General features: G+C 42.8%; 18 protein-coding genes. 9 read left to right on the top strand and 9 right to left on the bottom strand.

The window, feature by feature from the left end; all coding sequences use genetic code 11:
• Positions 1–218: 218 nt before the first annotated feature.
• A complete protein-coding gene (locus tag AUJ82_00580; protein OIO60928.1) occupies positions 219–2,012 on the bottom strand; it encodes a phosphoenolpyruvate carboxykinase in 1,794 nt (597 codons plus the stop codon).
• Between the two features lie 259 nt (positions 2,013–2,271).
• Here AUJ82_00580 and AUJ82_00585 point away from each other — a divergent pair, with 259 nt between their 5' ends.
• Positions 2,272–5,556, top strand: a complete 3,285-nt coding sequence (locus tag AUJ82_00585; GenBank protein OIO60896.1) for a hypothetical protein — start codon at positions 2,272–2,274, stop codon at positions 5,554–5,556.
• Positions 5,557–5,774: 218 nt separating this feature from the next.
• Here the strand turns inward: AUJ82_00585 and AUJ82_00590 are convergent, their stop codons facing one another.
• Complete coding sequence (locus AUJ82_00590) at positions 5,775–6,323, bottom strand: hypothetical protein (protein OIO60897.1); 549 nt, start codon at positions 6,321–6,323, stop codon at positions 5,775–5,777.
• Positions 6,324–6,584: 261 nt separating this feature from the next.
• On the opposite strand from AUJ82_00590, the gene AUJ82_00595 reads away from it, so the two are divergent.
• Both AUJ82_00595 and AUJ82_00600 read left to right on the top strand, forming a co-directional pair.
• On the top strand, positions 6,585–7,397 hold the full coding sequence (locus tag AUJ82_00595) for a hypothetical protein (GenBank protein OIO60898.1): 813 nt from the start codon (positions 6,585–6,587) through the stop codon (positions 7,395–7,397).
• Complete coding sequence (locus AUJ82_00600; GenBank protein ID OIO60899.1) at positions 7,394–9,784, top strand: hypothetical protein; 2,391 nt, start codon at positions 7,394–7,396, stop codon at positions 9,782–9,784. The genes AUJ82_00595 and AUJ82_00600 overlap by 4 nt, the downstream gene beginning before the upstream one ends.
• Here the strand turns inward: AUJ82_00600 and AUJ82_00605 are convergent.
• On the bottom strand, positions 9,768–10,265 hold the full coding sequence (locus AUJ82_00605; protein ID OIO60900.1) for a hypothetical protein: 498 nt from the start codon (positions 10,263–10,265) through the stop codon (positions 9,768–9,770). The two genes, AUJ82_00600 and AUJ82_00605, sit on opposite strands and share 17 nt — an antisense overlap.
• A gap of 39 nt (positions 10,266–10,304) precedes the next feature.
• Between AUJ82_00605 and AUJ82_00610 the strand changes: the two genes are divergently transcribed.
• The gene (locus AUJ82_00610) at positions 10,305–11,255 is read left to right on the top strand and encodes an aspartate carbamoyltransferase (protein OIO60901.1); all 951 of its coding nucleotides are present in this window, start codon (positions 10,305–10,307) and stop codon (positions 11,253–11,255) included.
• A gap of 2 nt (positions 11,256–11,257) precedes the next feature.
• Positions 11,258–12,595 carry a dihydroorotase gene (locus tag AUJ82_00615; GenBank protein ID OIO60902.1) on the top strand — a complete coding sequence of 446 codons (1,338 nt, stop codon included), beginning with the start codon at positions 11,258–11,260 and terminating at the stop codon, positions 12,593–12,595.
• Here AUJ82_00615 and AUJ82_00620 read toward each other — a convergent pair.
• From AUJ82_00620 to AUJ82_00640, 5 genes are all read right to left on the bottom strand, one after another.
• Positions 12,520–13,521 carry a hypothetical protein gene (locus AUJ82_00620; protein OIO60903.1) on the bottom strand — a complete coding sequence of 334 codons (1,002 nt, stop codon included), beginning with the start codon at positions 13,519–13,521 and terminating at the stop codon, positions 12,520–12,522. The two genes, AUJ82_00615 and AUJ82_00620, sit on opposite strands and share 76 nt — an antisense overlap.
• Positions 13,509–15,782, bottom strand: a complete 2,274-nt coding sequence (locus tag AUJ82_00625) for a hypothetical protein (GenBank protein OIO60904.1) — start codon at positions 15,780–15,782, stop codon at positions 13,509–13,511. Before AUJ82_00625 ends, AUJ82_00620 begins: the two co-directional genes overlap by 13 nt.
• 61 nt (positions 15,783–15,843) lie before the next feature.
• The gene (locus AUJ82_00630) at positions 15,844–17,010 is read right to left on the bottom strand and encodes a hypothetical protein (protein ID OIO60905.1); all 1,167 of its coding nucleotides are present in this window, start codon (positions 17,008–17,010) and stop codon (positions 15,844–15,846) included.
• Entirely contained in the window at positions 17,011–18,009 is a 999-nt protein-coding gene (locus AUJ82_00635; GenBank protein ID OIO60906.1) for a hypothetical protein, read from the bottom strand.
• Between the two features lie 3 nt (positions 18,010–18,012).
• Positions 18,013–18,984, bottom strand: a complete 972-nt coding sequence (locus tag AUJ82_00640) for a hypothetical protein (protein OIO60907.1) — start codon at positions 18,982–18,984, stop codon at positions 18,013–18,015.
• Positions 18,985–19,033: 49 nt separating this feature from the next.
• On the opposite strand from AUJ82_00640, the gene AUJ82_00645 reads away from it, so the two are divergent.
• Positions 19,034–19,342 carry a hypothetical protein gene (locus tag AUJ82_00645; GenBank protein OIO60908.1) on the top strand — a complete coding sequence of 103 codons (309 nt, stop codon included), beginning with the start codon at positions 19,034–19,036 and terminating at the stop codon, positions 19,340–19,342.
• Between the two features lie 22 nt (positions 19,343–19,364).
• Here the strand turns inward: AUJ82_00645 and AUJ82_00650 are convergent, their stop codons facing one another.
• A complete protein-coding gene (locus tag AUJ82_00650; GenBank protein ID OIO60909.1) occupies positions 19,365–20,480 on the bottom strand; it encodes a hypothetical protein in 1,116 nt (371 codons plus the stop codon).
• 114 nt (positions 20,481–20,594) lie between these two features.
• On the opposite strand from AUJ82_00650, the gene AUJ82_00655 reads away from it, so the two are divergent.
• From AUJ82_00655 to AUJ82_00665, 3 genes are read left to right on the top strand one after another with little or no spacing between them, the layout of a single operon-like run.
• Positions 20,595–21,167, top strand: a complete 573-nt coding sequence (locus AUJ82_00655; GenBank protein OIO60910.1) for a hypothetical protein — start codon at positions 20,595–20,597, stop codon at positions 21,165–21,167.
• 23 nt (positions 21,168–21,190) lie between these two features.
• Positions 21,191–21,859 (top strand): hypothetical protein, encoded by a 669-nt coding sequence (locus tag AUJ82_00660; GenBank protein ID OIO60911.1) that lies wholly within the window; start codon positions 21,191–21,193, stop codon positions 21,857–21,859.
• A gap of 42 nt (positions 21,860–21,901) precedes the next feature.
• Positions 21,902–24,172 carry a hypothetical protein gene (locus tag AUJ82_00665; GenBank protein ID OIO60912.1) on the top strand — a complete coding sequence of 757 codons (2,271 nt, stop codon included), beginning with the start codon at positions 21,902–21,904 and terminating at the stop codon, positions 24,170–24,172.
• Positions 24,173–24,199 lie beyond the last annotated feature (27 nt).

A 24,199-nucleotide genomic window follows, 5' to 3' on the forward strand; every position in this document is an offset into this window, starting at 1 on the left:
AGTTTTTATTATTAAATATGCTATTGTATGTAAATTATGAATAAATAGCAAGCATATTCTTACAATACCAGACACTCAAACAGATTAGTATGGGGGTATTTTCGGTTTAGCCTGCCTAGCAGATTGAAGGTTCCATGGACATATAGGCTGGATTCTCCCCCTGAGCGATTCATTTCGATACGAGCCTGTTGCCCGTATCGAAAGATGCGCTAAGGTGACTACAAACGGCAGACGAGTAGCTCGCGTTCAAAAATAAGCTCTTTAGGCAAATGAGAGGAGAGCTTTAAAAAGAGAGCTTCGTGTTGAAGGGTTTCCATTTTAAGCTTATCTCGATCATAGGACATGAGAGCCTTCCATTGCTCTTTAGTGAACTTTAGACCACGCCAATCGATGTCCTCATAGCGAGGCATCCAACCGAGAGGAGATTCCTTGGCGAAAGCGCGGCCGCGAGCGCGTTCTACGATCCATTTAAGGACGCGCATGTTTTGGCTAAAGCCATCCCACATGTAGTTACCCTTTTCATCCCTACGGAACCAATTGACGTGAAAGACCCGAGGGGTTTCTGACAAAAAGCGACTCATGTTGATGTAGTGGCGGAAGTAGTCTCCCATATTGTAGCCACAGAAAGGAAGCATAGCCATAGGATCGTGGCGAAGTTCACCGACAGTACCCTCTGCGGCCGCGGTTCTTTCGGAACCCATAGTTGCGCCGAGGTATACACCATGCGTCCAACTAAAAGCTTGATAGACCAATGGAACATCTTTACGCCTACCCCCGAAAACAAAAGCACTGATAGGGACACCGTTAGGGTTTTCCCATTCCTTGTCGACACAAGGGCAGTTTTCTACAGGAGCAGTAAAACGAGCGTTGGGATGGGCAGCGAGACGGCCACAATCGGGAGCCCAGTCATTGCCCTGCCAATCGATTAAGTGCTTGGGAGCTTCTTTTGTCATACCCTCCCACCAGACATCGCCATCATCTGTTAGGGCGACATTTGTAAAAATAGAGTCCTTGCGACAGGATTCCATGGCATTGGGATTCGTGTCATAAGAAGTACCCGGAGCCACGCCGAAGAAACCGGCCTCCGGGTTAATGGCGTGAAGCTTGCCATCTTTATCGGGCTTAATCCAGGCGATATCATCCCCGACTGTGGTGACCTTCCAGCCCTCCATTTCTTTAGGAGGGATGAGCATGGCGAAATTAGTCTTCCCGCAAGCACTTGGGAAAGCAGCTGTGACATAGGTTTTTTCACCATCGGGCGATTCAACCCCCATAATGAGCATGTGCTCTGCCAGCCAGCCCTCATCCCGAGCCATATTGGAAGCAATTCTAAGCGCGAAGCATTTCTTACCGAGCAACGCATTACCACCGTAGCCACTGCCATAAGAAACGATAGTACGCTCTTCAGGAAAGTGGACGATATGGGTATTTTCGGGATCACAAGGCCAGGCGACATCTTTTTGCCCAGGTTTTAAAGGACAACCAACGGAGTGGAGACAAGGGACGAAGAAATGACTTTCACCAAGTACTTTGAGCACCCTGTCGCCCACACGCGTCATAATGCGCATGTTAACCACCACATATGGGGAATCGGTTACCTGAACACCGATTTGGGAAATGGGAGAACCTACGGGGCCCATACTGAAAGGAATGACATACATGGTACGCCCCTTCATGCAGCCAGCAAAGAGCTTTTCCTTAAGGAATTTGCGCATTTTCCTAGGATTTTCCCAGTTGTTCATGGGACCCGCGGCATCCGGGCTGTTACTACAGATAAAAGTCTTAGATTCGACACGAGCAACGTCTCTAGGATCTGAACGAAAAAGATAGCTATTGGGACGCTTGGCGGGATCTAGCCGAACACACATGCCCGAAGCTTCCATTTGCTTAAAAAGGGTATCAGCCTCCTCTTGGGAACCATCACACCAATGAACCTGATCGGGTTCACACATATCAACCATTTTGCCTACCCATTTGAGTAGCGCTTTGTGAGAAGTTTTGGGTTTATTCATTGTTATCGCTTCCATTTGAAAATTAGTCTTCAAACAAACCTACGATTAGGCAAGCAGATAATTGGGGAGTCTACGGAGCGAAAAGGTGCTCACTTTAAGTAGTGCGCAAAAACTAAGCATACAATCCAATAAACCACACTATAATAAAATAAAAATAATTCATAAATTTGACCCAAACAATAACTTATGCGATAATTAATTATAACAAAAAAGTATCGATATGAATAACCGTAATATAGAAAAACGAAAATCGTATGAGATGCCAAAATCCAAATTTCAGCAAACGGTGGAGAAATCTGGGGTATTTAGCAACAACAAGTACGGAAAGATTGAATTCAAGAGTGGGCAAATTGGGTTTGGATACTATACCAAACGCAATATTGGAAGGAACGTTAAATCCTTCATTAGCTTTGGCTTAGGGAAATCTATTCAAGAACGCAAAAGTGACTATATAAATAAGATTAAGAGCGGGCAAGAAGACGCAAAAATCTTCGACAAGGAGTCAAAGTTAGATAAGGAGAGCAAAAATACCCTAAGGTCTGCAGTAGAACAGGTAGCGACGAAGAAGATCTTGTTTGATAATAAAGACAACATCACATCTGATATAACCGCTGAAGATGTTTACGATGAGTATTATGATACCTATGGAGCAAAGCATTTAGGTATGGAAGTGGAGGAGTTTCAAAAATTGAAAGAAAAGGTATTGGGCACCGAGCAAGAAGATAATCGGGATGTTAGCAAGGAAGATCAAGAGGATGGATGGGAACTGATAGAGGAGACGAACATTAATAATTGGGAACTGATAGAGGAGGCGAGCATAAAACAGGGCACTAAAGAAGACTTGATGCTCATGATAGACACTGCGGAGGAATTTAAATTAGGAAAGAAATTGGGAAAGGAATTGCTGGACACTTATTTAAAAGACAAGGACTCCGATAAAACTTTTAAGGGATTTCAGGAATTCACCGAGAAAATGAACCAAGCAGTAAGCGATTTAAACATAAGGAAAGAATGGGGGATCTCTATATTAGAAGCATACCTAGACAATAACGAAAATATCAAAGGCGTTGACGGATTTAATAATTTCATAAAAAACCAAGATAACCTAAAATCATTTATAAATAATTTAAAAAATGAGATTATCGATGAAGTTAATAACCATGATTTTGAAAAAGCAGAGATAAATGACCTGAAATCGCTGAGTTATTTAGAAGTGATTGTAAAGTGCGGAAATAAAGACCTGCAAAACGCCTTGTTGGGGGCGATTACGGCTGGCTTGGTGGATGATGTTAAGAATATTCATAGCTTAGACTCCGGGGTAAGTCTCAACAAGCGCGGTTCTTGGCATCAGGGATTAATTCATTACATATTAGGTAATATCAGCGAAGCCACTGATGATGATACGTTAGTAACACTAAACAAATTTTACACAAATACCCTCACTACAGATCTAGAAAAGGCAAAAGAAGTAATCGCGCTCATTAAGAACGAAGCTACGAAAAATAAAGCACTTCATAGATACGCCAATACAGCAATTGTGTTTAAGCAGTACGTTTTAGCAGAAGAGGCGCTCAGCAAAACAGAAGTATCTGGTGAGAGAGACGATCTTTATAAAAAACTGGCAGTTCAATATTTGGCTCTAGAAACACCAGATTACGAGAAGGCCAGCGCCGCCATTGCGAAGATTGACGATACAGATCTAAGAGATTTGCAATACAAGGCTCTCTGTGAGCATTGCTGTAATCAGAAAATGCCAAACTTTGAAATCGCGAAAAAGGCTATAGACGCCATCGATGACAAAGACACAAAGATGACAGCTTTTAATGTATACGTTAAAAAATTGGTAGACAATAAGGGATTTAAACTCGCTGAAAAGGCTATAGATGCCATCGTTGACGAAGACACACAAAAGAAGGTTTCCAATGAATATGCTAAAAAATTGATAGCAAATAAGGAATCTGAAAAAATTGATAAATTCCTTAAAGACCATGAGCTCAGCGATCAATCCATATATAGAAATGCAATTAATTTATACTTGGAAGAAGAGTACCTAAATAAATGCGAAAATGAAGATTCACTTAAGGAGCATATTGAGAACAAAATCGACCCTCTTTTAAAGAACATTTCGGATAAAAAATTGACCAATGAGATAAAAGATATAATCGCAGAAAAATTGATTACTTTTTGCTACAAAAAGGGCTTCACAAAAACACTCTACGATTACCTTTCATCTACAGGAAGTAAGATTAAGGGTAATTTTAGAGAGAACCTTATTAAGGATATCAATAACACACTAAAAGAGGGCAAGATCGATAACGCACAACTGAACCTCTTAATCGCCATTGATAAAAATGGCTTTAAGGAGTTAACTATTTCTGAAAATCAAATAAAAGAACATTTTTTTGGAAAACTTCAGGGAAGCACCAAAAGTAAAAAAGGGGATGAAGCGAAATTTTATTTTAATGTTTATGAGAAATTAACTCAGGCAACAACGGAAGAAATTTTGATCGAGCTACTAACGAGCGATCAAAGACTTACAATAGAAACGTGTATAACACTATTTGGGCTAAACAAGAACGAAGCGAATTTTTATTATGCCAAACATTTGATAGACCGGCTTAGCTCGAATGCGCTAGACGTGCCAATAATAATAGTCGATTTATTAAAGAACAACTCATACGACACAGACCAAATGCTGAGTAAAGAAGTCGCTGCTCTATATGGCGGGCTTTTCTTCAATGTAGACATGAAAGACGATGAACGCACCTGGCAAAATTGCGCAAAGCAAATTATAGCCCTTCAGCAGTTTGATGAAATCAATAAACTCATCAACCGCTTGGAATCAGATGAAGATAAAAACAGACTTACTAAAATTGATTATTTGCTAAGCTTATTGGACAAAGAAAGTAAAAACCCAAAGGCGGCCTTGGTATTGATAAACGCCTATTGTTTACTGGCAAAAGAGAAGCCTGAATACCTTGATAAGGCTATTGCGCTCGTGAATGACAACAAAACGCCCGTTTCGATGGAACTTATCACTATTTTATACGAAAAAATCAAGGATCTGGACAAATTCAAGAATGATAAGAAGTATATTAATGAGTATCAAAAAGATGTGGAGCGCTTTATTGAAATGGCTGGCAAAGTCGATAAAAAAGAGACCAATGATGTTAAGAATGTTAGTGTCATGTTTTCATCCTTCTTTTTGCAGCTTTCATTCAAAAGCAAAAAGGATTTCCAATTTGCTAACGCGATAGCGAGTATCCCAACCCTAATCACTAAGATGCAAGAAGCCGAAATAACAGAAGGTAAAAGCTGGCGATATATGCTATTCCAGGATTTATTTCTTACCTACGCAGAAAAAACACTACGGAGCAGTCAAGCCGAGAAAGCACTGGAAAAACTTGCCCCAAAGGAACTGCAGGGGGAATACAAAGAGCTGATCATGAAAAATTTAGGGCGTAACCCCAGCAAAAAGATCAAAACTTACTATAAAACTTTTTTTGGAACTTCGTTTGATGAGGATTCAAAGAAAAATAATTAGTAACCAGTAAGCCTCCCACCCTTTAACCGGCAGGAAAAACGTACGAACTCCAAGATTTATCTCTGGATATTTACAAGATCACGCATCACCATCAGTCCATCTATAAATAGAATAGACTGATGGTGATGCGTTAGGTCTTTTGGAAAAAAGTTCGGCCTGAGAAGAAAATGCATGTAGCATTCTCGCTTAAGCTTCTTCTCAGTTATTTATTTAGGCTTTTATCGAGTGCGGTATGTTAATTTATCCAGCCCATCGAAGTCTGTATCAATACGAATATTTGTTATACTAGCGGAACCATCAATCGTGAGCACGATGGTAACTTCGCCCACTGCCTTTCCGGATTCATCGAGCAATTTGGCCTTAACCGGTTGCCTAAATAGGTCGCTTTTTAGGGTAACTGTTTCAATTTTACCAGTTGCGGTACCCATATAAACCCTTTCACGATCGGGGCCCATGAGATATTTATCCACGGTAAACGCGCAAGCTAGTACAATTTCAGAAAGATTCTTGATTGCATCCGGTCCGAGGACTACTTCCTGGTTTACGGTGCCCCTGAAAGCCTTGACAACATCAGAACCCTCGCCGGGTACCGGTTTCAATGTGAGCACTAGGTCATTAAAGTTGACGTTTGTAAACCGTTCCCCCCAATTACTCAGGACACGAAACTCGGTAGTAAATTTATCGATACCGTAGGCTAAGCCTACCCCAACCTGAAGCGCAAGGAATACCCCCACGAAAGCCATCAAAATACTTGCTTTTTTTAACATAATAAATAATCCCTCCTGTTTTTTGTAGTCATTTTACAACCCCAACATACCCCCTAATGAGGGAATGTCAAAAAAACAGGAGTTATTTTGCGATCGCATTTTTTGTTGGGTACCAAACAGTGATAGTTTTGACGGCTGCCAGAAAGATTTTTTATAAAAACGGAAAATGTAATTCTAATTGCATAAAACACTCCTATGCACTAGAGTTAATCTTGAAATACTAGTTAAGCAATTGGCATTAGAGGATTCCCGGCCAAGGTTATGAGATCACGTTTTATCCCTTATTTATTTTTCTTTGTTACCCAAGCATCCGTCCTAACGAGCTTGGTTTCGGCATCTCTTATTAATGAGGAAGCGCCCGCGAGAACGGATACCCTTTCGCAAAAACTGATTAATAATTATTTTATGGCGATAGGGGGGTTGGATCGGTTTCTGACGATATACTCGATACAAAAAGACGGTATCTTGAAAGAAGGCAAAAACGTCTATATGATAAGCCAATGGCAACTGGAGCCGAATTATTTTCTTGAGGAAAGGACGTTAAACAAAGGCAACACCAAGACGGAGATCTTAAAAGGCTATAACGGAACCGTTGCCTGGACATATGAGCCGACAGAGAAAACAGCACTCCCCGTTGTTTTAAAAGCAGAGGAACGTGAAGAACTGCTACGCAATGCTGATTTTTACGGATCCTTTTACGAGCATAGCCAACGAGGGATTATTTTCGAGTATCGCGGTACCGCAACCTCTAAAGGCAGAAAGCAGTATCTTGTAAAAGGATATTTCCCGGATAAACAGGCCGTGTATTACTATTTTGATGCCAAGACGTTTTTAGTGACCCGCCTTGGAACAACTCGAATGATCCAAGGCAATAGGGTTGAGCACGATCTTTATATTGACCAATATTACCTTGTAAACGGGATATGGATGCCCAAAAAGATTTCCTATGGTTACGGCAAAGAAATCTATGGGGAACTGACTTGGAGTGATTTCGAGGTCAATACGGAAATGGACAAAAGTATTTTTAATCTTCCCGAACCAAACGAAATTTGGCTAAGATCTAAAGCCAAATGAAATTCACGAAAGGGGAAAGGAAAATAGCGTTAAGTGTGCGGGAGTTTGCGGAGTTCCAGGAAGGACCGTCTCCCTTTAAACGTGAATATACAAGCCCCTCGCGGCTAGCCCAGGGAGTTGCCTGCCATAACGACATCAATGCCCTTACCCGCAAACAGGAACTGGAGGCGTTGTTTGAAGTTTCCGTAAAAGGGACATGGGTACATAAAAGCTGGCATATCGAGATACAAGGACGTATTGACCAAATTATTATCGAAGGAGAACAAGAGAGGACTATCCAGGAGATAAAATCCGTTTCACAAAGGCTTCCCCTACCCTATGAGCAACTGAAGCGAGACTACCCGCATTATTTCAAACAGCTAGCCACCTATATAGTACTGTCACAATTATTACCTGAAAATAAAGGCATTAGCTTTTCCGGAGAGTTGATCTTTGTGGATATAGCGGACGGGACGATGCAAGTTGTACCGCTTAAAGAAGCCGCTGAACAGCTTTTCAAAGAACAGTTGAACCGTATTTACCCCTTTTTGCTGGATCGTTGGGATTATTTAAACAAGTTATCCGCCCTACAATTCAATCCCCCCTTCCCTGAATTCAGAGAGGAGCAATGGGTAATCAAAAAAGGTCTTTTTGACTCGATACATTCTAAAAAAATAACCTTACTGGAAGCGCCCACCGGATTTGGCAAGACAGGCACGGTACTGGATTTTGCGTTGGGGAAATTAAGAGACGGTGTATATTCCAGAGCCATTTACCTGACAGGGAAATCGACAGGGCAGCTGGAGGTGGTCCAGCAATTAGAAAAAATGCTACCGGAGAAAGATTCGTTGCGCTATATACAATTGAGAAACCGTTCCGAGCATGCCATACGATCCGAACTTCACTCGTGCCAAGCTTACGGCAGCTGCTCGGAAGGTCTAGCGGAGAATTGGGATAAGTATAGTATACATTTACCCAGGCTCTTTGACCAAGGGACGATCACAGTTGACCTCGCAAAAGAAGTGGGCGCCCAAACCGGTATTTGCCCGTATGAAATTTCGAGAGCAGCACTCCCCTACTCGTCTTTCTGGATATGTGATTACAATTATCTGTTTGCCCCGAGCAGCCAAAGTGTTTTAGAAAATCAGATCGATTATGACCCGCGGCAAACGTTGCTTATTATTGACGAAGCCCATAACTTAGCCTCGCGCGTAGCAGATGTATTTTCATTTGAAGCATTATATAACGATGCAGAAAGCGTTTTAAGCGACTTGTATTTTGTCCATAAAAGAAAGTCCAAGCTACTCGGCCATTGGAAACGTTGGCTAGAATTCCTAAAAGCCCTTAAGCCGACTGATCGCCTGGAGCTTACCCTAGAGTATGAGTTAAAAGAAATTTTGAATGACCTGTTTATCAGCTTACAGCATGATGTAATTGAGTATGATTCGTTATCTGCTTACACGAAAGAAACGTTGTGGGAAATACCACTTAAGCGAAACATCGTGTGTGATGACAATCTTTCGAAATTAGTATGGATCCAGGAATCAGGAAGATTATCCGTTAACTGCTTAGACGCGGGCCCTGTGATTGCATCAATCTTGCCCACCTTTAGCAATGTAATATTAATGTCTGCCACGCTTTCTCCGATGGATGCCTACATAAGAAGCATCGGCATCAAAAAGGAGCATATACAGTATGTACAAACGAAGTGCGATTGGAGGGACAATGCGTATGATGTGGCGATAGACCGGAGAGTCGATACCCGATTGAAGCAGCGAGAACAGCATTATGAAGATACAGCCGATACCATTCAACGGATATCAAGTTTTTCAGACACGCCTATTGTTGTGCTATTCCCCTCCTACCAATACGCGGAAACGGTGTTACCCTATGTAAAAGCAATCAGCCCGTTAACGAGAGTTGTGATACAGCCCCGGGGTGGTAGTTTGCACGAGCAAGCTCGATTTTTGGAAGAAAGCCTTCGGTACCGCGATGTACTATTCTTGATCCTGGGCAGCGGTTTCTCTGAAAGCATTAATGTACTCGGCGGCAGAATTTCGCATATCATGGTTGTCGGACCCGCGTTACCCCAAGTAAACCCAGTGCAGAACGCGAAGCTGGAAAAAGCCGAGCAAGAGATGAGTCGAACAGCTGCCTTTCGTGATGTGTACCAAATTCCTGCAATCCAGAAAATCAACCAAGCGCTGGGGCGCTTTGTGCGCATGCCCGGGCAACACGCTAAAGTATTGCTCCATTGTAAACGGTTTGCAGAAACAGACTACAAGCAACTACTTGCAACGGAATATCAAACAGGGAAGTTAATAAAAACACGGGATGATTTAGAGAACTGGCTTCACGGAACGCTAGTAAACGATTCCCGAGAAGAAGACCCTATGCTGAGTTTTTAAGCGACAGAAAGATGTCCACTTGCGCATTTTGAGGATCTGCGCAACGACTATCATAGACCTCGAAGTCTGTACGATAGGCACGTTCCCCACCCAGCTCTTCAGGACTCAGTTTCCAAATAGTTTTCCAAGCAGAAATGATCATAGCGGGTATCGGCCCATTATCTGAAGGAATAACCGCGTAGGAGCGTTTTTCAATAAGGATATCAGAAAAGCCCTCGGCAGGATCTAGGTTGGTAGGGACTTGATAGCCGATAGTGTAATCATAGTCTCCGCTTTCATCGCTCTCATAAACGGAATAAACGACAAAAACCTTTAAGGGATCGATGACTTGCGGGATTTTAGCCAATAAATTTTCTTCCTGAAAACGAGCCCAAAGCGCCGGCATTTTGCCCGTTCCCGACATTTCGGCAGCGTTGTTTGTTCTAACACTGATTCCCCTTACGAGAAAAGCATCTTTGTCTACGATCTTAAATAAACCCATTGCGCTTCCTTTTTGATTTTGATAAAAAGTTTATTCACCATGGTAAGTATAAATGATACCGTATGGCAACGGAAAGATTTAATAGATATTGAATCTCTGTCTATTCAAGAAATAGAAGCTGTTTTTCGTGTGGCGAAAGAATATAAAGACCGTCTTGAGGACAGGAGCAACTCATTTACAGAACTTGAGGGAACGACTGTAGTAAACCTCTTTATTGAGCCGAGCACACGGACACGCGTGGCATTTGAAGTGGCAGCAAAGAAACTAGGCGCAAGCGTCATCAACATAGCCAGCGCCACAAGCAGCCTAACTAAAGGGGAATCCCTGCGCGACACGGCATTAAACTTAAAAGCACTCCAAGCGGACATCGTTATACTGCGGGATAAAGCGCCCGGATCCTCGCTACAATTAAGTAAATGGCTGGCTATTCCCGTCATCAATGCCGGTGATGGCGCGCACGAACACCCGACACAAGCCCTACTGGACTGCTTCACCCTACATGAACAGTTTAAAGGCACTATTAAAGGTAAAAAAGTGACGATATTGGGTGACATCCTGCATAGCCGAGTAGCTCGCTCTAACATATGGGCGTTACAAAAACTAGGGGCGGAAGTGACCTTAGCCGGCCCCTTAAATCTGGTACCCAAGGAATTTGAAGCCTTCGGCGTAACAGTTTGCCATGATTTAAAATCCGCTATACAAGATGCAGACGTAGTCATGTGCCTGCGTATTCAGCAAGAAAGGTTGACGGGATCTGCCTCATCCTTAAAGGAATATAAGCGGTTATTCGGGCTGAACAAAGCCAGAATGACCTGGATGAAACCGGATGTAATTATTATGCACCCCGGCCCGATCAATAGAGGCGTGGAGATGGACGCTGACGTGGCGGATTCTGAGAATTCTGTAATATTAGAACAAGTGACAAACGGTGTCGTCACAAGAATGGCAGTGCTTGCGTATTGTTATAATGCATACAAAAATAAACGATAATTATGGCACAGTGTATTTGGATAAAGAACGGACAAGTCATTGACCCCGCAAACAAACGTAACGAAACAAGCGACGTGTACGTTAAAGACGGCAAGATTGTTGATACTCTTGATATTGCAGAAAAAGAAAGCGCGCAGATTATTGAAGCAAACGGCTGTGTAGTTTGCCCCGGCTTAATAGATATACATGTGCATTTCAGAGAACCCGGACAGACCCACAAGGAAACAATTACTTCCGGATCAATGGCTGCGGCAGCAGGCGGTTTTACCACCGTTGTTTGCATGCCAAATACCTCCCCAGCACTAGATAACGTAGGCACCCTGGAGCTTGTGCAAAAAACGATTAAGCGAGATGCTGTGATCAACGTCCTGCTTACCGGAACGTTAACAATGGGACGCAAAGGTGAGGAACTAACACCCATGGGAGCGTTAAAAGACGCGGGCGTCGTAGCGGTTACCGATGACGGGGATTGCATACAATCGAATGCGATTATGCGACAAGCGATTGAATATGCCTTGATGTTTAATTTGCCCGTAATGGACCACTGCCAGGATGCTTCGTTGACCAGTGGATCCGTGATACATGAAGGCGAATGGTCGCTGAGACTAGGCCTAAAAGGTTGGCCCAGAGCAGCAGAAGACATTATCGTCGCGAGAAACATAGCCTTATCCGAAAGCACGGGAGCGCATATACACATGCAACATGTGAGTTCTGGGAGCGCGGTGGATTTAATCCGCCAAGCTAAGCGAAAAGGAATACGCGTTACCGCGGAAGCGACCCCTCACCACATAGCATTATCCGATTCATGTATTCAAGAATACGATACCCATTTCAAAATGAACCCGCCCTTACGCGAAAAAACGGATCAAGAGGCTATTATTAAAGGACTACTAGACGGGACCATTGATATCATCGCTACAGATCACGCGCCTCATGCTAAAGATGAAAAAGATGATACGTTTGATAGTTCTCCATTCGGCATTACCGGACTAGAGACCTCGCTACCCGTTTGTTTGGAGACGTTAGTAAACACAGGCAACTGTGACCTATCTTATTTGATAGCTTTAATGACGCATAAACCGGCCGAACTTATCAACATAAGCAAAGGAACATTATCTACCGGAGCAGACGCGGACATTACTATTTTTGATCCCCTGGAAACGTTTGTTTACAATAAAACATTCAGCAAATCCAGGAACTCACCCTGGTGGGGCCAATCGCTTACGGGAAAAGTGAAGTATACGATATGCGCAGGCCGTGTTGTTTACGAAGATGACGCTTCGGCGCAAATTTTTTCCGCGAAGACCAATAACTCGCGCTCCATTCTGTCGACACTGTAGTTTTTGGCCTCCTGTATGCCCGCCTCACGAATACGCTCCTTTAGAGCGTTATCGGTTAAGATTGCCTCCAGTGCCTTAACAAACTGATCAACATCACCATCGGGCACAACGAGAGCTGTTTTATTATCATGCATATATTGCCCAGCCCCACCACCGGTGCAACCGACAACGGCGCAACCGCACGCCATGGCCTCTAAAGGCGGGAGCGAGAAGCCCTCCGGGAAAGCCGTAGCCATGAAGACATCGGTACGCTGGAATTGCTCGATCAATTCATGTTGTTTATAAACGGCATCTAGCCCTAAGATATTGACCCGATTTTTAATTTCCGGGTTTAATTTACCAACGACCCTATTTGCCAAATCAGCATTTTTAAAATTCAAGAAAATGACTCGATTGACCTCCCTGATAGCGGGGTCTGGTTTAAAAGCAGAGAGATCAATGCCATTCATTACTAAAAACTTAGGCAATGCGGAATAGTGTGTCGTTTCCTGCAACAATAAGTCTGAAATGCATAATATATGAGTATAGCCCAAAGCTTGAAAGTCAGGGGGATTACCTAATCTTTGCTGCACCAAAGATATTCTTGTTTTACATTTAAATTGGCTGACCACGTACGGCATCATTTCGGGAATGATGACAATGTCCTCCTCGCGCATTATCTTGAGTGCCTGTTTAAGCGTAATGTGGGGGGTAGCGTGCTCATGATACCCTACGGTAAAGTTTCCCGCGTGAACGGGAAACGCTTGATAACCCTGTTTGTTTAAAAAATCGCAATGCTGAAGAATAATTTTAACGCCACCTGTAGGAGGAAGCACCCTGCGCTTCAGGTACTTTCTAAAATAATAACGCAAACGAGATTCCCCTGCTTTACGGAATATATAAGGTGGAGGAATGATATAAAAGAAACGATGCGCTAGCCGACCCACTTTTTATATTTATTCGTAAGTTTGCCTATTTTTTTGCGAACAGCAGCAACTTGCTCTTTCTCAAGGAAAGATTGTACCAAGGTCTTAGAATGCTTGCGGTATGCTTTAGAAATCTTCAGAACCTGACTCTGAATGTTTTTCATAACAATCCGAGAGACAAGCGGCTTTGAGAAATTCAAGACTGCGGTCATTGCCGGGATTTCTGAATTATAGATCAGTTCCATGGTTTGCCTTAAGTCGCTATAAAGCGTAACATCCTCGTGTATGACTAATACCGTGATATCGGCTTGAAGCGCTAAGTACTGTGTTAATGGCCGTTCCAATATGGTACCGGAATCAATAAAGATGAAATCGTAGACACCCTTAGCAGATGCGATCATATGAGCCAACTCTCGATATTGAGCGTTGTTCCATGTTATTTTACGAAAAACAGCAACGTCTATTTTTCTTTCCGGATCAAACAAGATACAATCTTCCCAACCGACCTCTCCTCGGATATAATTTTCCAAATAATAATCCGGCGGATTAAGGTTAAGCAACCTACCGATGGACGGATGTAAATTATCAGCTTCGATTAACAAAACCCGAGGACAAAAATTCGTCATTGCGTGGGCAACGTTAATGATCGTTTCCGTAACGCCACTACCACGCTCAAGCCCAGTGAATATGGCGCATTTACTACCATGTACTTTTCGCTCCTTATCCAAACGGATGGCCAAACGCCTTAAAGAGGACACGGTAGGGTGAATAGGAATATCTAAAGTTGCACGTACGTAAGGTTTTTCAGAGGAACGCAAATCGTATTCAACAATGGGATCCGGAGCAATTCTGCCCAAGGCGCGGTTCAGTTCAACGCTCCTACGGATACGGTCATCCATAACATCATATACAAAAACAGGGAAACCGACTATGCCAAACGCAAAGACAAAACAGACCGCAAGGATCTTTCTAAAACTTGTCCTAGCAGGGAAATAAGGTGCCCTGGCTTTGGATTCAATCGAGATACGCGCAGGTGCTTTAGAATCGGCATATAAGTCTTGAATTTTGCTCTCCAGTGGAACAATTCTCTCTCTCAGATCCTTAACCTCTGCCTCCATACGCGTTCCCTCGCGCATTTTTCCGGAAGTATCTCTTGTCTGCGCGCGTACCTCTTCTAACGAAGCATGCATCGTTTCCTCCGCGGAAACCGCTGCTTTATACTTAGCTTCAGATTCGATGAGCATCTTCTTCAGATCATAATCACGTTGCTCTCGGATAATTTTACGATCCCTTGCCGTAACATTCTCAAGGTGGTTTTTCAGATAGTTTTGCATGCTCTCCATGCGCTCTTCAACAAACTTGCGATCAGGATTTTCTTTAGCAATACCATGGATAGAAGCGCGCATATCCTGCATCATCTGATAGGTCCAAAATTGTATTGACCATATTGATTCGTCACGGGCAACCATCTCATCTGCAGCCGCATCTGGTGATAGTTTTTCCACAGCCGTAACAATTTCAATCGCAGACCTGTAGTCGGCTTCGGCATTGAAGCGAGCGGCACTAATCATGGCATAGGACTCCTCGAGGGAAGAAAGCCTGTCATAATACATATTAAACTGCTCGCTAAAAGAGCTACTACCGGTTTCTTTAACAAGTTGATAAAGTTTTTTCTCCCTTTCGATTAACGCTTCGGCAAGTTCCTTTTGTTTTCCAAGCAAGTAAGCAAAGCGCCTGGAGTTAAGCTGCTCCTGATCGTCTCTTTGCTTATTGATGTAGACCTCCATGATCTGATTAATCATTTCAGCTATACCCTCGGGCTCAAGGGATTCCATACTTAGGCGAATAAGATGGGTTCCGTCAACATGAGCTACCAAAAAATTTCTTTGTAAAATCGTAATATTAGTCTCTATCGGTAAAGCTGGGTCGAGAAAGGTAGGCCACTCGTTTTCAGGTAGCTCTAATAAAGCGGCTTTAAGGGTATCATATGATTGGATGATTCTGGCCTGGGTACTTGCGTAATCATCAAAATAATTTGAAATAGACATAGGGTCTGTTTCCCCACTCACGGAAGAAACAACACGAGCGATTTGCAAAAAGCCCTCTGATTCGTAGTAAGTTTTACTGAGAATAAGGGCAAACGGAAGCAATAAAATAAAAAGGAGAAGACCAACGATAGAAACGGGTATAGTTCGCTTTAATACAAAGTAAAAAATATCGAACCCCTTTTTAGGATTACCAGCAAGATTGCTTTCAAATTCTGGATTTTCTGTATTATTCATCCGATTTTAGCGGGGCAATTTTCTATAGTGTAGCAAGAAGTATAAGCTTTTCAACACAATACTAATTACTACCATTAACAAATCCGGTTTGTCCAAACAGTTCTTTTCGAACCTCTTGCATAACGCCAAAATCTTCTGCAATACCTGTTCCGAGGCTTATTAACTGGACAGTGGGAGTAACACTTTGAATGAAATAATTCCATTTAGAGAGATCTTGTTGACCAACAAAAATGATGTCGTGATTTCTTAGGATAAAGTTATTGGAAAAATTAGCATTAACAAGCAATTCCCGAAGGTCGACATTGCGAACATAACCCTTTCTGTCCTTTTCTCTGACGATATAAACACGACCCGCATCGGCATCTATGAGAGGTCCACCCGCGAACATCAATGCGTCAAGCAACGTTAATTTTGTCTTTAAACGAACGGCTCCTGGGTTTTTCACTTCACCCATGACATAGACTACTTCATCCTCACTTTCAGGAATAAAAATAATATCATCATTTTTAATACGCATGTTATAAGCGATATTACCGTTATTTAAAAGCTCACGCAAATCGACCCAGAAAATGGTATTCTTTCCTCGAACAATTGAGCATTTCGTCAAAAAAGATTCTGTCGCTAAAATAGGCAAACCACCGGCCAACGAAAGCGCCTCCATGAGCGTCCCTTTACCCGAAAAGCGGACAATACCAGGATTAGCAACACGCCCTAACACAAACGCCTTATTATTGTTATAAGTTCTAATTTTTATGACAACCTCTGGATCTGTATAGAAAGGCCTTAGTGCTGCTGTCACATTAATCGTAACTTCATCTAACGTAAGGCCGTTAACATTTAAATAACCTGCTCTGGAAACCGATATTGTACCATCCGGCGAAACCGTAACATCGTTATCCGAGACCTCTGGCCGTTTCCAAACTTGGATACTCAGGACATCTCCGGGGCCAAATTTGTAGGTATCATCGATATCATCACCCGCTTGTTGAATTTCTTTGGGTGTCGTATAATTGACTCTGTCTCCTATTTCGGAGTAAAAGACATCCTTCATCATACGAACGGTTTCATCCTGAGGCGCGCTGGAAGCGTACTTACTAAAGTCCTCTTCCTTACCCTCGTTATCGAATACACCTGGCTGCATTTTGGCATAACGTGAGTGGGAGCACCCCGATAGGAGGGCGACCAAGAACAGGACAAACAGGATATGGGCTTTTTTTATTTTAGGCATTTATTTCACTCGATTTCTCAATCCAGAACCAGACATGACTCCAAAGACATAACGCATAATTCCGAAAAATTGGGGAATAACAACAAAACTACAATGCCAAGCATATCTTTTTGCGCTAATATAGTCTATTTTTTTATTTTCCCTAAAATAATCAATACGAAAAAGCCTCGGATATAATAATAAGCATAAGCCCAGCAAAAATATAAGGATGCCGACCATTTGCCCAAAGAGCAAGCAAATGAAGGCAACGAAAGATAACCCCACAAAACCACCGCCACGAGCCATTATACGGCCTAGTTCATACACCCAAAAAGAACCCTTCCTTAGGCCATGAGCCCCGCATATGGCAGCATAACCATAACCCGAACGGTATGCACGTTTCCAATACTGACCGAAAGATTTCATTGCAATGTTGTGGCGGCCCATGGGCGCGTCTATATGAATAATTTTCCAGTGATTTAATTTGTGAATGCGTTGGCTTAGATCGGGATCCTCTCCAACAATCCAGTCCTCTCGATAGCCTCCCGTTTCTTGCAAAATAGATCTACGCATAAACACGTTTCCACCAAAAGCCTGGGATTCTCCGGGGTCTGCCCCCCACTCTAAATGCGCGATAAAATGGTAAATATTAGCCTTAGGAAATACTTCATGCAAATTACCGCTAATCGCGCCGATATTATCCTCAATTGCATGTGTCGCGAAGTTAAGCCAATCGGGATGAAGTTCTGTATCTGAATCCAGAAACTGTACCCACTCAGCGTTGCCCGCCCTCCATCCGGCATTTCGCCCCATTCCGGGAGTTGGATATTTTGTATCGAGCTCGATAATCTCGATTGAAGGAAATCGCCCGGCGATACTCACACTACTATCTCGAGAGCCCCCATCAACGTAATATATTTGTAATTCACTCAGAGGATAATTGCTGTTCAATACGCTCTCTATACAGCTCTTCAATGTATTTTCCGTATTAATTCCTATGATAACAACATCAATTTTCATAAGTTACTTCCAAGGTTTTTCCGGGGAAATTTTTCCGAATCTTGTTTCACGCAGAGATGCCATAATAAGTGCCATCAGGGCTGCTGCATTTTGCCGCTTGAGTTGACGATGCGGCCTTATTAAATTAACAATCCAGCGGAGTGCGTGCCAAAGGAGTTCTATGCCCATATTGCTTAAAACGGACAAACAGCCATAATTTTTTCTAAAATAGAGACACTCGGCCAACATTCTAAATTTTACGATCTGAGCGGACCCTTGATCAAATAATTTATCCTTAACCGTCTTGCTGCTTGCGCCACCTTCATGCGTGATGATTATTTGCGGAACAAACATGACCTTCCAGCCGTTTTGCTTTGCCCTAAGGCATAAATCCGTCTCCTCGTAGTAGAGGAAAAAGCGTTTATCCAGAAAACCAATTTCATCCAACATTGCCTTGCGGATGCAAAAAAAAGCACCTGGAACCCAGTCCACTTCAATTGTCGAATTGTAATCGAACCATTTGTAGTCTCCATTACCAAAAAACTTGATGTGACGATAACGATCGCTTAGCCCTGATATCATTAAAAATTTATACCACGCGTTAGGAAAACGCCTTGCTGAGGGAACCGTATTGCCCGTTGTGTCCAAAACCTTACCGCCACAGATACCGCATTCGGGAGTATCATCCATAAAGGCTCTCGCGACCTGAAAGGCATCGTTCAGGACAACGGCATCCGGATTGACTAAATAAATATAATCACCCTTACATTGCCTGTAAGCTTGTGCGTTTGCTGCCGCAAAGCCTAGATTTTCCTTATTTTCGATTAATACGACATCGGAAAATTTTGATTTAACCATCTCAGCAGAACCATCCATCGAATTATTATCAACTACGATAATTTCGGAAGAAATGCTCTCTAAAGCGCTACAAACACTGCTTAAGCATGCCGATAGATCATGCTTGGTATTGTAGCTGACAATAATAACGGAATCCATGTACGGGAGTTAATATTTTGCCCGAGCCCGGGCAAATACTCCCCTAATCATGAAAACGTTCTTAAAATTAAGCAAGTCCTTACTGCTAATAGCGATACAGAAAAAAACACCCCTATGCGAAGAGCTTACCCCTTATGATCCCAAAGACCTCGGGTTGCCTGCTTGCCCCTCTTTGTTTTTTGCCGAGGATGGAAATGCATCTTTTTCTTTTCTTTTGCGTTATACTCATCCTTCAACTTATGGACATCCGATTTACCGCCATGCACAAGCTTATTTGCCTTTTCAAAATATTGCCCTGATACAAAAAACATATAATACCTTCGTTAAGTTCTACCCCAATATAACGCATGAATATTGATATCTCAAAAAAAACCTCTGTTTTATTGCAACACAGATTTCAATTCTTCCGGGCTATTCACGTATGGCAATTGGGCTTCGAGGTGAAACAGTTTGATAAATTTTTTTATTTGATCGGACGGTTGCAAAAAAATGTAGCGAACGTGGTGTCGCCTGCAATAGCGAGCTAATTGAGCCATTCGCCCTAAGCCTGCGCTGTCTACCGCAGTTACCTCACTCAAATCGCATAAAACAGGGAAATCCCAAGACTCGGGCCACTGGAGGTCGTATACCAAATCCTGCGTCAAATCGCCCTTCCAGCGCAAATAAGCAAACCCCTCCTCGCTCACCTTAATAGGAGCCTGCGGTATAGCGTTATGCTCTTTTCGTTTAAGTAAGCGAAACTGATACCACGTCATACGCCCAAAAAAGAGAAAATCCCTTAAATACCGCTTTGTCAATCTAGCCGGATCAGTAATCAGGCGCCAAAGCCATTCCAAACTGCACGATTGCATCCATTTAGGCGCTCGTATTTGCTTTCCCGCAATAAAATCCAAACTTGCGCCCACACCTAACGTGAGCGGCACACCTGTTTCTTTATAATAGCGGTGGATCCATAACTCTTGCTTAGGGCATCCGAATGCAACCATTAATAAATCAGGTTGCGCAGCTTTTATTCGGGTAATGATTTGCGCGTTATCCCAGCTATCAATTTCCCCATAAGGAGGAGATTCGTGCCCCGCGATCCTTAAGTCAGGTAACGTTACCTGGAGCTTTTTTATCAATTCCTGGAGTGTTTTGGGATCGGATCCTAAAAAATATATCTTCTTATTTAATAATGAACATAATTCCAGTAATTTTGGCGTTAAATCTGAACCCGCGATGCGGTGTCGCAGGGGTTGGCCAAATAGACGAGAAAGCCAGACAAGCGGCATACCATCGCAAAATATAGTTCCCGCAAAAAAGAGAATCTCCCGTAATTCAGGATTCTCAAAAGCTTTTTCCGTAAAATCCACATTCACGGTTACAAAATACTCAGGATCGGCACGCTTCATGCTTGATTCGCATGCGTTTAAAGCCTCCTCCATGGTCAAATCATGGAACGGCAAACCTAGTAAAACAACAAGTTTCCTAAAAAATGGCCGTTGAGATTCAATCATAATTCCTTAAGGTAAGGTATCAAAATACCCTATTTATTGCCAAAACTATATAAAAAAACGCCCATTGGGGTTTAAATTCTCAGGAACTCATGTATATTATAGATAAAGGGTTAAATGCAAAGACGTAAGAAGAAGAAGCTAGGAATTAAGGGTTTTTCGCTAGTGGAGGTTATGGTGTCCATGATTATTTTTGGCATCGCTGCTTTAGGATTGAGTGCAACCGCTATTCAGTCACAAAAGATAGCTCAGATGAACATCATTAGGAACACAGCCTTTACGGTTGCCCAGGGTTATTTAGAGCAGATGAAAAGCATTGCGATGGCTGAATTACTATCCTCTGTTAGCAATAATAGCCAAGCCATTCCCACAAAAAGTATTTCTGCGCTGGAAACAGCCAATATTGAAAAGGACGACCCCCTATATTTAGGTAAAACAACCGAAACCTACGCAAAAACAGAAGCCAACAACTACAAGCAAGTTCTTATAGACATCCAAGAAGATACAGACGGCAACCCAGTGGAGTATACCGTAGACATGTGGTTTACCCCTAAAATCAAGGATTTGAATACGGGAGCCAATGCTATTCCGGCTTTAGAAATCATTTTAGAATTTGAATACGAAGCTCGCCATGTACGAGGAGATGTGAAACATCAGGGTTCGTTAAGGATGGTGAAGACGGAACTTTAGAGTCGTTATTCAAAAAAATTTATATGCTAAACGATCGCACAAAAAGAACTTCCAAAAGTGGATTTACGCTTTTCGAGGTGATGATTACGCTTTTTTTGGCCGTCCTTGTCTTAGGAGCTGCTGTTGAGTTTTTTGTAGAGAGCTCCAGAATGGCTTTTGTGAGTGAACAAAAAAACCTGATCAATAATGACATTAGAAAATTGACGAGCGAGCTCTCGGACAACGCGAGAGCCGCCAATTATTTTGTACTCTATAAAAGCTTTAAAAACACAGATCATGATAGCGCGGGTGACCGCCTCGCCGAAAGTAACGCGGGCGACTATATCGTTCTCGTGTTTCAAGGCCCTTTGCCAACCCTTATCTCCCAAACCCGCCCTATATCGGCTATTATCGGATATTACAGGGCCCCTGTTGACCCCTCTAACCCCACAAGCATGGGGCCTGTAAGAAAATTCGAAATATCTTTTTCCCCTGCATCTACCGCACCCCTAGAAAGTCTCTTACCAGACGAATCATTAATTAATTCGAGTAATTTCCCGAAAATCATAGAACTTTCTGAAGGGCTTGCTGATGGAAATCTATTTTATAACTTTTGGAATAAAAGCATCGTAGTAAACGGAAAGATTATTCACGGTAATGAAGCAAAACGTGTGACAGAAACCTACAACTTTACCATTTCACCCCGAGGCTAATAATTTTATACTCATAATAACCCCACATGCCCCCACCTAGGTATGAAAGCACAACTGACCAACCCCAAGCTCAAAAAAAATCTCAAAAGAGGCTCCACCCTCTTGTTAACGCTGCTCGTGACGACTGCACTCACCTTAGTTTTGGGCAGCCTTTTGCAATGGGGCGTTGGGGAACAAAAGAACAATGAGCGACATTTTTTGCGCTTAAAGCTCAAAAACGCGGTTGAAAGCATTATAGAATATGGCGTTGCCGATCTGCGAATGCGGTGGGAAAACGAAACGATCTTTCCGTTAAATGCCCTTGCGCCCAGCAATAATCCGATAAACCTACCCCAATCCTTCTTCGATTTTTACGCGGATACTGAAATTCAGGTCGACAGTTCTGAAATAACAGGCGGTACGGTTCCCCCTGGCCAATGGCATTACATAGATCCCGATAATCCTGCCAATCAATTCGATTCCCAAAAAGGGAAATTAACCTTTATTAGGAATGTTAAACTTTATGCCAAATCAAGCGCTTCTGTTCCTAAAACGAATCAAACGTTAACCGTCTATGGTGAAGAGACCCTGCAAGTAAGAGATGCCCCCTTATTTACGCATGCCGTTTTTTACAACATGGATCTAGAATTTCACCCAGGCCCTGCTATGTCGATGAACGGCCCGGTTCACGCAAATGGAAATATCTGGGTAGCCGCAGTTGACTCGCTAAAATTCAATTCCACCATAACAACCCCTCTAAAATACTACCACGGTTTTATTCGTTGGCCTGATGACTGGTCAAGCGGCAGTGAAGGCTCTCAACAGGGAACGGTAAGTATTAAGGACGCGGACGGGAATTATATGAGCGATTATAAAGGCTCCGGCAATAAAAGCCTTTCCTCGAGTTATTACGATAGCCGCTATACGGTTACCGTTGATGGAGAAACTCGAAATGCCTGGCGAGAATTAGCCTCTAATCGCTGGGACGGGAATGTGCAAACGGATGTGCATGAAGTCCCGTACCTCAACCCAATTGGGTTTAAAAACTATATTGATGATGACCCAGCTACCCCTACTGTTGCGGGAGACGATTTAAATTACGCCTACGCGCTCATTGAGCCCAATATGCCCGCTAAAAAGCCCAGTGACCCTTCGCAACCCAACCCTGAGCACAAAGGTGAAGGTGAAAAACAAAAATTTGCATATAAAGCAGGTTTAATTGTTCGATTGATAAAAGAACCTGATGCTTCCAAGCGCCCCGCGCACGCACAACACCTAAAAGGCGATTATTATATCGCATTATACAAACTCGCGCGAGATAACGCGTTTAACCCCTACAGCGAACCAACACTCAATGCTGATGGTAATGTTCAAGAAATTGCAGTCACAATGGACTCTGACCAATTTGACGATGTGTTTCGCATGTACGAGTATCAAGAAGATAGCTCTAGCAATACCCCTACTGAAAGCTTCTGGGATGCTCGCCGAGGCAAAGGGCTAGATGTTCTAAGATTTAACGTATCTCAATTCCGAGAGCTGGTAGACAATACCCGCTGGAACTACAATCCCCTACTGTGGACATCAGGATATACCCCTACAGTGGATTACAGCGGCATAGTGTATTTTGAGTTTCCCAGAAACACCTCTATTACGAATCGCCCGGATAACGTAACCGTAAGCCAAGACAATTTCGGTTTATTAGTTATTAACGGCAGCAATATACCTAACCCTAGTTATAATTACGGCCCCGGTAGATCCCCTGGCTTCACCATAGCCACAAACAACACTCTATATATAAAAGGCCATTTTAATGCGGATGGTGATGAAGCTACGGGTTCTGCTACTGAGCCAGACCATGCAAATAGCCCAAACCCGCCCGTTGCCCTTGCCGCTGATGCGATAACCATTTTATCAAACAACTGGGATTTTACAAAAAGCAAAAGTTCTGCCAGTAACCGTACTGCATCCAGTTTCAATGAAGTCTGCGCGGGAATTATTGCTGGTCTTGTTCCAACCGCGAAAGGGGGAGCAGCTATCAGCAGTGGTGGTAACCATAATTTCCCCCGGTTTTTAGAAAATTGGTCCGGCAAGAAATTTAGGTATCGCGGATCAATGGTCTGCCTGTACGAAAGCGAAATTGCTAATCAAGGATACAGTACCAGCTATTACAGCCCACCTCAAAGAGACTGGGGTTATTACACGAGATTCAAAGAAGGCCATTACCCCCCTGGTACTCCGATGGTACGCTCCTTTAAGAAAGTAGATTTTAAATTTATCACGAAAGCAGAGTACGAAGCTGCTCTCGGTAACCTTTCCATAGTTTTCGGCAACTGAATATAATACATTCATAAAAGTAATTCC

It is taken from the genome of Verrucomicrobia bacterium CG1_02_43_26 (assembly GCA_001872735.1).
Classification (GTDB): domain Bacteria; phylum Verrucomicrobiota; class Verrucomicrobiia; order Opitutales; family CG1-02-43-26; genus CG1-02-43-26.

Excerpts from the sequence above, each read along its gene's own strand:
- AUJ82_00580 (OIO60928.1), bottom strand. The coding sequence starts at position 2,012 with ATGAATAAACCCAAAACTTCTCACAAAGCGCTACTCAAATGGGTAGGC.
- AUJ82_00585 (OIO60896.1), top strand. The coding sequence starts at position 2,272 with ATGCCAAAATCCAAATTTCAGCAAACGGTGGAGAAATCTGGGGTATTT.
- AUJ82_00590 (OIO60897.1), bottom strand. The coding sequence starts at position 6,323 with ATGTTAAAAAAAGCAAGTATTTTGATGGCTTTCGTGGGGGTATTCCTT.
- AUJ82_00595 (OIO60898.1), top strand. The coding sequence starts at position 6,585 with ATGAGATCACGTTTTATCCCTTATTTATTTTTCTTTGTTACCCAAGCA.
- AUJ82_00600 (OIO60899.1), top strand. The coding sequence starts at position 7,394 with ATGAAATTCACGAAAGGGGAAAGGAAAATAGCGTTAAGTGTGCGGGAG.
- AUJ82_00605 (OIO60900.1), bottom strand. The coding sequence starts at position 10,265 with ATGGGTTTATTTAAGATCGTAGACAAAGATGCTTTTCTCGTAAGGGGA.
- AUJ82_00610 (OIO60901.1), top strand. The coding sequence starts at position 10,305 with ATGGTAAGTATAAATGATACCGTATGGCAACGGAAAGATTTAATAGAT.
- AUJ82_00615 (OIO60902.1), top strand. The coding sequence starts at position 11,258 with ATGGCACAGTGTATTTGGATAAAGAACGGACAAGTCATTGACCCCGCA.
- AUJ82_00625 (OIO60904.1), bottom strand. The coding sequence starts at position 15,782 with ATGAATAATACAGAAAATCCAGAATTTGAAAGCAATCTTGCTGGTAAT.
- AUJ82_00630 (OIO60905.1), bottom strand. The coding sequence starts at position 17,010 with ATGCCTAAAATAAAAAAAGCCCATATCCTGTTTGTCCTGTTCTTGGTC.
- AUJ82_00635 (OIO60906.1), bottom strand. The coding sequence starts at position 18,009 with ATGAAAATTGATGTTGTTATCATAGGAATTAATACGGAAAATACATTG.
- AUJ82_00640 (OIO60907.1), bottom strand. The coding sequence starts at position 18,984 with ATGGATTCCGTTATTATTGTCAGCTACAATACCAAGCATGATCTATCG.
- AUJ82_00645 (OIO60908.1), top strand. The coding sequence starts at position 19,034 with ATGAAAACGTTCTTAAAATTAAGCAAGTCCTTACTGCTAATAGCGATA.
- AUJ82_00650 (OIO60909.1), bottom strand. The coding sequence starts at position 20,480 with ATGATTGAATCTCAACGGCCATTTTTTAGGAAACTTGTTGTTTTACTA.
- AUJ82_00655 (OIO60910.1), top strand. The coding sequence starts at position 20,595 with ATGCAAAGACGTAAGAAGAAGAAGCTAGGAATTAAGGGTTTTTCGCTA.
- AUJ82_00660 (OIO60911.1), top strand. The coding sequence starts at position 21,191 with ATGCTAAACGATCGCACAAAAAGAACTTCCAAAAGTGGATTTACGCTT.
- AUJ82_00665 (OIO60912.1), top strand. The coding sequence starts at position 21,902 with ATGAAAGCACAACTGACCAACCCCAAGCTCAAAAAAAATCTCAAAAGA.